Annotated in this window: 9 protein-coding genes; all 9 read right to left on the bottom strand. The window is 31.5% G+C overall.

The genetic code is table 11. The features are described from left to right. Positions 1–159: 159 nt before the first annotated feature. Positions 160–504, bottom strand: a complete 345-nt coding sequence (locus WC223_13285) for a carboxymuconolactone decarboxylase family protein (protein MFA6925212.1) — start codon at positions 502–504, stop codon at positions 160–162. Between the two features lie 6 nt (positions 505–510). Then, positions 511–2,646, bottom strand: a complete 2,136-nt coding sequence (gene scpA / locus WC223_13280; protein ID MFA6925211.1) for a methylmalonyl-CoA mutase — start codon at positions 2,644–2,646, stop codon at positions 511–513. Between the two features lie 32 nt (positions 2,647–2,678). Continuing rightward, complete coding sequence (locus WC223_13275) at positions 2,679–3,038, bottom strand: four helix bundle protein (protein MFA6925210.1); 360 nt, start codon at positions 3,036–3,038, stop codon at positions 2,679–2,681. Between the two features lie 61 nt (positions 3,039–3,099). Then, on the bottom strand, positions 3,100–4,986 hold the full coding sequence (locus WC223_13270) for a methylmalonyl-CoA mutase family protein (protein MFA6925209.1): 1,887 nt from the start codon (positions 4,984–4,986) through the stop codon (positions 3,100–3,102). Positions 4,987–5,038: 52 nt separating this feature from the next. Next, the gene (gene aroA / locus WC223_13265; protein MFA6925208.1) at positions 5,039–6,298 is read right to left on the bottom strand and encodes a 3-phosphoshikimate 1-carboxyvinyltransferase; all 1,260 of its coding nucleotides are present in this window, start codon (positions 6,296–6,298) and stop codon (positions 5,039–5,041) included. 81 nt (positions 6,299–6,379) lie between these two features. Continuing rightward, positions 6,380–7,450 (bottom strand): 3-dehydroquinate synthase, encoded by a 1,071-nt coding sequence (aroB, locus tag WC223_13260; protein ID MFA6925207.1) that lies wholly within the window; start codon positions 7,448–7,450, stop codon positions 6,380–6,382. Positions 7,451–7,478: 28 nt separating this feature from the next. Beyond that, the gene (locus WC223_13255) at positions 7,479–8,045 is read right to left on the bottom strand and encodes a manganese efflux pump MntP family protein (protein MFA6925206.1); all 567 of its coding nucleotides are present in this window, start codon (positions 8,043–8,045) and stop codon (positions 7,479–7,481) included. 165 nt (positions 8,046–8,210) lie between these two features. Further along, positions 8,211–9,245: a PorP/SprF family type IX secretion system membrane protein gene (locus tag WC223_13250; GenBank protein MFA6925205.1), complete on the bottom strand. Its 1,035-nt coding sequence runs from the start codon at positions 9,243–9,245 to the stop codon at positions 8,211–8,213. Between the two features lie 15 nt (positions 9,246–9,260). Next, positions 9,261–9,915: gliding motility-associated C-terminal domain-containing protein (locus WC223_13245; GenBank protein MFA6925204.1), on the bottom strand; the 655-nt coding region annotated here is incomplete at its 5' end.

The following is a 9,915-nucleotide window of genomic DNA, read 5'->3' as shown; positions in this document are numbered from 1 at the left end:
TGATAAAACACCAGTGAAAGAGCTTATCAATAAACCTTATCATCAAAATGTCAAAGAACTTTTATATAGTCAGTTAAAAATGTTTTAATTTTTATGGTACGCTAATGATATCGAATAATGAATGTCGAATAACGAATAACGAAGTTTTTACAAAAACTATTAATCATTCTGAAGTTCTTCCCAATATTCAACAGCTCTGCGTGTATGAGGAATACAAATAGTTCCACCGACAATATTCACGATTGCAAAAATTTCAAATAATTCTTCTGTGGTTACTTTATTTTTGAAACAATTTTCGAGATGATATTTTATACAGTCGTCACAGCGAAGTATCATTGAAGTAGCCAAACCGAGCATTTCTTTTGTCTTAGCAGGTAACGCTCCATCCATGTAAGCATTTGTATCGAGATTATAAAGTCGTTTTATTACTTTATTGTCAACCGCAAGAATTTTTTCATTCATCTTACTGCGGTATTCGTTGAATTTTTCGACTTTGTCGGACATATTTTTTTATTTTCTCGATTCAATTAAAATATTTAATATTTTAATTGCAGCTTCCGAAATTATTGTGCCGGGTCCGAAAATGCCTGTAACTCCTGCGTTGTATAAAAACTCATAATCCTGAGAAGGAACAACACCGCCTACAATTACAATTACATCTTCTCTTCCGAGTGCTTTTAATTCTGCAATTACCTCCGGAACTAAAGTTTTATGCCCTGCTGCCAAGCTTGATATTCCAAGGATGTGAACATCATTTTCCACAGCTTGTTTTGCTGCTTCTTTAGGAGTTTGAAATAACGGACCGATGTCAACATCAAAACCCATGTCGGCATAAGCTGTTGCCACAACCTTTGCACCTCTGTCGTGTCCGTCCTGTCCCATTTTCGCAACCATAATTCTCGGACGGCGCCCTTCAATTTTTTCAAACTCATCAGCAAGTTCTCTTGCTTTGGAAAAACCTTCATCATTTGCTATTTCCATAGAATATACTCCCGATATTGAACGTATTGTTGCTTTGTATCTGCCAAAAACTTTTTCGCATGCATCAGAAATTTCGCCGAGTGTTGCTCGTTTGCGTGCCGCTTCAATTGACAAAGCTAATAAATTTTTTTCATTTGTGCCACATGCTTCGGTTATGGCAATCAATATGTTTTTTACTTCTTCGTTATTTCTTTCCGCTCTTAATTTTTTTAATCTTTTTATTTGTGATTCGCGAACGGCGGTATTGTCAACTTCAAGCGTTTCTATTGGTGCTTCTTTTTCGAGACGGAATTTATTCACTCCTACAATTATATCTTTTCCGGAGTCAATTTTTGCCTGACGGCGCGCAGCAGCTTCTTCAATTTTCATTTTCGGAATTCCTGTTTCTATTGCCTTTGCCATTCCTCCGAGTTGTTCAATTTCCTGAATTAATTTCCACGATTTGAGAGCAAGTTCATGAGTAAGCGATTCAACATAATATGAGCCAGCCCATGGGTCAACAGCTCTACAGATATTTGTTTCTTCCTGTAAATAAATTTGAGTATTTCTTGCTATACGCGCCGAAAAGTCAGTTGGCAATGCAATTGCTTCATCAAGAGCATTTGTATGAAGTGATTGTGTGTGTCCAAGAGCTGCAGTCATCGCTTCAATACAGGTTCTTGCAACATTATTAAAAGGGTCTTGTTCAGTCAAGCTCCAGCCGGAAGTTTGACAATGTGTACGCAATGCAAGCGATTTTGGATTTTTCGGGTTAAATTGTTTTATGATTTTTGCCCATAACATTCTTGCAGCACGCATTTTTGCAATTTCCATAAAATGATTCAATCCTATTCCCCAGAAAAATGATAATCGCGGAGCAAACGAATCAATGTCTATTCCAGCATTTATTCCTGCTCTTATATATTCAAGTCCGTCGGCTAAAGTATATGCCAATTCAATATCGGAAGTGGCACCGGCTTCTTCAATATGGTAACCGCTTATGCTTATTGAATTGAACTTCGGCATATTTTTGGAAGTGAATTTGAAAATGTCGGCAATAATTCTCATTGATGGAAGCGGCGGATAAATATAGGTATTCCGCACCATGAATTCTTTCAAAATATCATTCTGAATTGTACCGCTTAATTTATCAAGTGAAACACCCTGTTCTTCCGCTGCAACAATATAAAAAGCAAGAACCGGAAGTACAGCACCATTCATTGTCATCGAAACCGACATTTGAGCAAGAGGAATCTGGTCGAATAAAATTTTCATGTCAAGAATGGAATCTATTGCTACGCCGGCTTTTCCAACATCACCGGTTACTCGTTCGTTATCCGAATCGTAGCCGCGATGCGTTGCTAAATCAAATGCAACGGATAATCCTTTTTGTCCAGCTGCTAAATTCCTGCGATAAAAAGCATTCGATTCTTCGGCAGTTGAAAAACCAGCATATTGCCTCACAGTCCATGGCTGCATAACATACATCGTGGAATAAGGTCCGTGTAAATACGGTGGAATTCCCGCAGCATAATTCAAATGTTCCATTCCCATTAAATCATCTTCGGTGTAAAATGGCTTAACGGCAATTTGTTCGGCAGTAAGCCAGTTTGATTCAGATGAAAATTTAATTTGCTTTTTTTCGTTTGCTTTTCTGAAATCTACTTTGGTGAAATCTTTTCGCATAATTATTTTAATGTGCTTATTCGGCAATGTGCTTATTTGCCAATTAGCTGGTTGTTTTTAGAAGTTGAAATAATTTTTGAAAATATTTTATTTATTACATTTATTTTCTCAATTAAACCATCATTTGAAGGATAATTCTCTGATGCATTACAAAGAAGCAACCAATATTCTGTTTCCTTTGCTTCTTTAGCCGCTATCTTAATTTTATGTATAAAATCCGAATTACTTTCGGCACTTTGTGCTTCACGAACATTTGCTCCAATGGAAGTTCCTGATTTTAAAATTTGTTTTGCAATTACAAATTTCTTTTTGTTTTCAAGAAATTCAGAATATTTAATAATATCAAGAGCAAATTCAAACGTCAATTTTAAAATTATATTTTCTTTTTCCATAATTAATAATTAATCTTTTTATTGGCACGTTAGCACATTGGCACATTGCCTAATTATCACATCAACAAATTAGCAAATTATTATATTTCTTCAATGTTTCCAATACATTTGAACGTACATGAATAAAATCATCAACTCCTGCTTCTTTAAGTTTTTCGATTATTTCTGTTGGATTTCCTGCAACAATAATTTTTGTTTTTGCAGAATTTGTTTTAATTCCTCTTGAAATTTCAGAACCTATTTTTGCATATTCTTCATCGGAACTGCATATAACAACTATTTCTGGTTCAATTTTTTTTACTGTTTCTAATCCTTCTTCTATAGTTTTAAATCCGGCATTATCAATAATTTCATAACCTGCACATCCGAAAAAATTTGTTGCAAACATTGCTCTTGCCTTTCGCATTGCTAAATTTCCTATTGCGAATAAAAACACTTTCGGACGTTTTCCCGATTTTTCAACTGTAAATCTTATTTCTTCAAATGCTTCAGCACCTCTGTACATTTTTATTTTTTTACAAATAGTTTTCTTTTCAAAATTATATTCCTTTGATTTTGCTTTTGTTGTTTTGTCAAGCATTTGCTCGTTTAAATTCGGATATTGATTTGTTCCGAGAATAATTTGTTTTCTCATTGCAATGTCAATATTTCTTTGCTGACAGGTCTTTTCAATTTCATCCTGAACAAAATTTTTCAAAATAGATTCAATAAATCCTCCCTGCTCTTCTGTTTTTTGAAATAATTTCCACGAAGTATTTGCAATGGAATCGGTTAAATTTTCTATATAATATGAACCTGCAGAAGGGTCAACTACTTTATCAAAATGTGATTCTGATTTTAAAATTGTTTGTATGTTTCTTGAAATTCTTGAAGAAAACTCATCTCCATCTTTAAATGTATTATCAAATGGTTGAACTAAAATAGAATCGCTGCCACCTATTGCTCCAGACATTGCCTCGGTTGTTAAGCGGAGAATATTTACGTGAGTATCGTAAATTGTTTTATTCCATTGCGAAGTTGTTGTATGAATATTAATTTGCATTGATTCTTTATATTTCGGCTTGTATTGTTCAACAACCTTCGCCCATAAAACTCTTGCTGCACGCAATTTTGCTATTTCCAAAAAGTAATTTGAACCTACTGCATAAGAAAATAAAATCCGCGGAGCAATTTCATCAATTTCTATTCCTTTACTTAAAAGTTGAAAAACATATTCATTTGCCGAAGCAATGCTAAAGCCCAATTCCTGAACTAAAGAAGAACCTGAGTTATGTATATAATTGCCATTAATGGTAATTACTTTGAAATTTGGAAGTTCCAATTTTACCTTATTAATTAAATAAGCAGCTTCAACAAAATTGTTATCTTTTGTTGTGAAAAAATTTCCTTGCAGTAACAAATAACTTAGCGGGTCAAAACCCAAAGAACCTTTTATTTTTGCTGAATCTAATTTTTGTCTTTCAATTTCTTTTAAAAATAAATCAAGTGTTGCCGGAAATGATTTTGAAGAAGTGAAATTAATACTCACTTCGGTTAAATCTATTCCTTTCAGAAGTGCCTGCATTTCTTCGGCTTTATTTACGATTTTTACTCTAAAACCAATGGCATTTGCGCCTTTTGAAACTGCATCCCGAGCAATTATGTTTGCTTCTTGAATATCTTCCGTTTCAATATCCTGACGTATTTCCCAATCATTATTATATTTTTTATTTCCTCTTGTAAAAGGAAATTCTCCGGGCAAACATTTTAAATACTCTAAATTATCAAGATTTTCTGCACGATAATAAGGTCTTACACTGAAACCTTCAATTGTTTTCCAGACAAGTTTTTTTTCGTAATCGGCGCCTTTTAAATCTTCTTTAATTTTTTCTTCCCATTCAATTGTACTTATTGGAGGAAATTCCGTAAAAAGCTTTCCATTGCTTAATTTATCAATAGTCGAACTCATATAAGTTGATTTATTAAAAGTACGAAATTAGAAAAAATTTAAGAAAATATAATTAAATTTCTTCTATTTTGAAACCAACTGATTTTAAATCACTCCAGAAATTTGGATATGATTTTGTAACAACATCAGGGTTTTCAATTTGGATTTCTCCGAGAAGAACTGCCAAAGGAGCAAATGCCATTGCCATGCGGTGGTCATTATAAGTTTTCAGTTTACAGTTTATAGTTTTCAGTTTAAGGTTTTTCCGAGAATATATTTTGAGTTCTGAATTATTAATAATTTTAGTGTTAAAGTTGATTTTTTTTAATTCGCAGTCGAGTGCATCAAGTCGTTGGGTTTCTTTTATATTAAGGTTTGACAATCCGATGAGTTCTGCATTAATATTTAAACCCGCACAAGTAACGGCAAGCGTTTGAGCAATATCAGGACAACCGGTGAAATCATAAAAAAACTTTTCGGAAATAGAATTTTCTTTTGAAATATGAATTGTATTTTTACTGAGCCATTTTGTTTTTATTCCGAAATTTTCATAAATTTTTGAAACAATCGAATCGCCTTGAAGATTGTTATTTAAAAGTCCCTTGATTGTTAAATCAACATGAGCGGAAAATGCTGCCATTTCGTACCAGTATGAAACAGCACTCCAGTCGCCACCTATATTAAATTCTGAAGATTTATATTTCTGATTTTTTATTTCAATTTTATTTTCTTTCCATAAATATTTTATACCAAAATATTTCATTATTTGTAATGTCATTTCGATGTATGGTTTTGAAACAAGTTCACCGTTAATTGTAATAGTTAAGCCATTTTTTAAAATTGGTGCAATCATAAGCAATGCTGAAATATACTGACTGCTTATATTTCCATTAATTGTAATTTCTGATTTATTAAAATCTGAGCCAATGATTTTTAGTGGAGGAAATCCTTTGTTTTCGCCATATTCAATATTCGCACCTAAATTATTCAGAGCATCAACAAGCAAACCTATAGGTCGTTTTTTCATTTGTTCTGAGCCGGTGAGCAAATATTTTCCTTTTTTTATTGAAAGAAAAGCCGTTAAGAAACGCATTGCTGTTCCCGCAGCACCAACATCAATTGTCAAAACATTATTGTGATTTTTATTTTCAGCAATTTTTTTTAATGCTTTATGCAAAATAATCGTATCATCGGAATCGGAAAGATTATTTACTTTAATCGGGTTAGCCGAAAGTGCCTTAATAAGCAAAACCCTATTGCTTTCGCTTTTCGATTGCGGAATAATTATTTTTCCTTTTAATGTTTTATTTTTCTTTGATATTCTGTAAGTCATTGTATTGTATTCTCTCCCCTCTGCGCCTCTGCGTCTTTGCGGTGAAAAAAATATACCGCAAAGGCGCTAAGACGCAAAGTTTCATGAAATATTTTTATAAATTTTTAATGCTTCTGAAATTAAATTTTCTTCAATTTCATTATCAATTGCATATTTCCCTATTTCGGGAATTAATGTAAAATTTATTTTTTTGTTTATATTCTTTTTATCGAAATACATTAATTCTATCAGTTTCTTAATTTCGAAATTTTTGTATTGCTTGAAAGCATGAGTTATAATGGATGTTATTTCATTTAGTTCTTTTTCTTTTAGATTTAAAACTTTTGTTGAAATATATGCTTCGCAAATCATTCCGGCAGCAATTGCTTCACCGTGTAATAATGGTTTTTTATCATTTTCCATTGAATAACTTTCAAAAGCATGACCAATAGTATGTCCGAAATTTAATGCTTTGCGAATGTTATTTTCTTTTGGGTCGAGTTTTACAAATTTGCTTTTTATTTCAACAGATTTTTTAATAATTGAGTTCCAGTCAGCATTTTGAATATTGGTATTTTTCAATGTTTTCCAGTATTCCTTATCGCAAATCAAAGCGTGTTTAATAATTTCGGCATATCCCGAAATTATTTCTCTTTGAGCAAGAGTTTTTAAAAAATCAGGATTTATAAAAATTGCTTTAGGATTTGCAAATACACCAACCTGATTTTTTATTTTGTCAATATTTATTGCGGTTTTTCCTCCAATTGACGCATCAATCATTGAAAGAAGCGTTGTGGGGACATTTATAAAATCCATTCCTCTTTTAAAAGTTGCTGCAATAAATCCGCCTAAATCGGTAATTACACCACCGCCAAGATTAATTAATAAGGAGTTTCTGTTAGCACTTGAAATAATTAATTCTTTCCACAATTTTTTACAAACTTCAATATCCTTGCCTTTTTCGCCGCTTTTAATTTTTATGATTTCAGCTTTTCTTAATGAACTTACATTTTTTTGAATTAATGGAAGGCAGTATTTTCCGGTATTTTCATCAACAAGAATAAATATTTTATTTGATGAATAATTTTTTAGAAATTTTTCTAATTCCGAATAAACATCTTTTCCAATAAATATGGGATATTCGAGAATATCTGATTTTATTATATTACTCATGCTTTTTTTAATGACTAATGACCAACGACTATTGACTAAAGTATAAATGTTCAATTAAAATTTTTATACCTATTGCTATTAATACCAAACCGCCGAACAACTCTGCTCTATTGCCAAGTATTTTGCTGAATCTGCTTCCAATATTAACGCTTGCAAACGATATGACAAAAGTAATTAATCCTATTATCAGTATTGCAATAAAAATATTTATTTTCAATACAGCAAAACTGAAGCCGACAGCTAAAGCATCAATACTCGTTGCGACTGCCAATAAAAGCAATACCGAAAGTTTATCAAAATTTATGGATGTTCTGCAATCAGGGTTTTTAAATGATTCGTAAATCATTCTTCCGCCGATAAATGCCAATAATATAAATGCGAGCCAATAACTATAATCGCGAATATATTTTTCGAATATGCTTCCGATTAACCATCCCAAAAGCGGCATTATTGCCTGAAATCCGCCAAACAGAAATCCTAATTTTAATGCTTTTAAAAGTTTTTCTTTTTTTGATGTAATTCCGCAGCACAATGAAACTACACATGCATCCATTGATAAAGCCAGCCCTATAAGGATTATTGTTATTAAATTCAACTATAGATTTCTTAAAATTAATTAATGATTCGACGATTAGAATCAATCATCTCATTAAAATGTAAAAGTACTAAAAAATAAGAATAGGGTTGTTTTTTGGTTGGAATGTATTTTTCAACAGAATAGAAAAATAAATTTAACTGTTATTTTTCTTTATAAAATTTATTATAAACTTGGAACAACTTTTACCGACACATTCTTTTTACTAAATATATAAACTATACTTATTTCTCCTCCACCCCTGCTATCGGAAGCAACTTTAAGCCGAGAAACGTTTATATCATAGCTAAATCCTATGGCATATCTGTTTTTATATATTAAGCGGGTATATGGAATGATTGCGTCATTTAATCTATAAAATGCACCAAATACAACACTTGAAGATACATTTATTCCGGTATATTTTGAATCCAATCCTATACTGTATTTTGCCATAATACCAATGTTAACCTCTTGCATCTTTCCTTGTTTCATAAACATAAATGTAGGATTATAAACAGTATTTGAATTTCTAACTTTAAATTCAGCTCCGCTATGAAATATAAATTTAGAATTTAATTTATCATTATCACTATAAAAACTTTGTTTAGGATTATTTAGATGAAAAAGTCCAATTCCTGCATTGTATTTTATTTTTTCACTTATAATATTTTGCCAGAATGTTCCAAATGACAAATCAAAATAGTTAAAATTGGTATTTAAAAAAGATTCTTTTGAACTTAATGTTTTATTAAATGTTTTACCATCGTATTGACTATCCCATGTTAAGTTACTTATATCAATTGACCTTTGAGCCCATCCAATTTGAATTCCTGTTGTCAATGAATTATTATTATCTAAGTTAACCGTAGCGGCAAGCGGTAAATTAATTTGAGTCAAACTCATTTTAGAATCACCTGCCACATCATTAAAAAAGGAAAGTCCGGCAAAGAGTTTTTCTTTATAAACAGGCGCATCAATTGAGGTATTAAAAGTTTTATAAGAATTTCGGGAAATAGCTCTCCATTGATTTCTGTAATTACTTATTAAACGAAATTTTCCATTAAATTGACCTGTTAATGCTGGATTCAAAATTGAAGGAGTAGAAAAATATTGAGAAAAATGAATATCCTGAGAGTAACATAATGGCAATTGAAATAACATAATAATTATAAAAATGGAGGTAGTAAAAAATGATATTTTTATTGTTTTGTTGTACATCAACATCATATTATTTTATCTGATTAGTGATATGTTTCCTTCTTTTTTAAATATTTTCCCTTTTTCGAGTTCTGATTCGGCACTAAGATAAAATGTAAAAACTGCCGCATCTATCTTTTTGCCTTTAAATGTTCCATCCCATCCATTTGATAACTCATGGGATTCAAAAACTTTTTCTCCCCATCTGTCATAAATATAAAATTCAATATTTTTAACACAGCTTCCTCTTAAATATAGAATATCGTTTACATTATCTCCATTTGGTGAAAAAGCAGAAGGAACGTCAACAGAACAATCGCAGTTTGCTTGCTTGAAATATATTGAATCTTTATATGAACCACAAATATTTGTTGCTTTTACAACATATAATCCTGTATCAATTACTGTATATACATTAGAATTCAATCCATCTTGCCATTGATACATATAGTTGTTGATTGGCAAGCGAATAGTAACTTCACTTCCCAAGCAAATAGCTGTATCTTTTCCTAAATCAAAATATGGTTTTAAAATCTGGCTCAAGGTTATTTCATCGTAATATTTGCATTTATTGGAGTCCGTTACAACAACTGAATATTTACCTGGCTGGGATACCAAATATGTTGAATCAGTTGTGTTATCTTGCCATAAATATGAATATCCTTTTTTATATGACACTTTTAGTAAATTT

This window comes from Bacteroidales bacterium, from assembly GCA_041671145.1.
Classification (GTDB): domain Bacteria; phylum Bacteroidota; class Bacteroidia; order Bacteroidales; family JAHJDW01; genus JAQUPB01.
Note: the sequence above shows the minus strand (reverse complement) of the source record. Positions and strands in the feature narration are given on the sequence as shown.

Coding starts and splice junctions, on each gene's coding strand:
- WC223_13285 (MFA6925212.1), bottom strand. CDS start 504: ATGTCCGACAAAGTCGAAAAATTCAACGAATACCGCAGTAAGATGAAT.
- scpA (MFA6925211.1), bottom strand. CDS start 2,646: ATGCGAAAAGATTTCACCAAAGTAGATTTCAGAAAAGCAAACGAAAAA.
- WC223_13275 (MFA6925210.1), bottom strand. CDS start 3,038: ATGGAAAAAGAAAATATAATTTTAAAATTGACGTTTGAATTTGCTCTT.
- WC223_13270 (MFA6925209.1), bottom strand. CDS start 4,986: ATGAGTTCGACTATTGATAAATTAAGCAATGGAAAGCTTTTTACGGAA.
- aroA (MFA6925208.1), bottom strand. CDS start 6,298: ATGACTTACAGAATATCAAAGAAAAATAAAACATTAAAAGGAAAAATA.
- aroB (MFA6925207.1), bottom strand. CDS start 7,450: ATGAGTAATATAATAAAATCAGATATTCTCGAATATCCCATATTTATT.
- WC223_13250 (MFA6925205.1), bottom strand. CDS start 9,245: ATGTACAACAAAACAATAAAAATATCATTTTTTACTACCTCCATTTTT.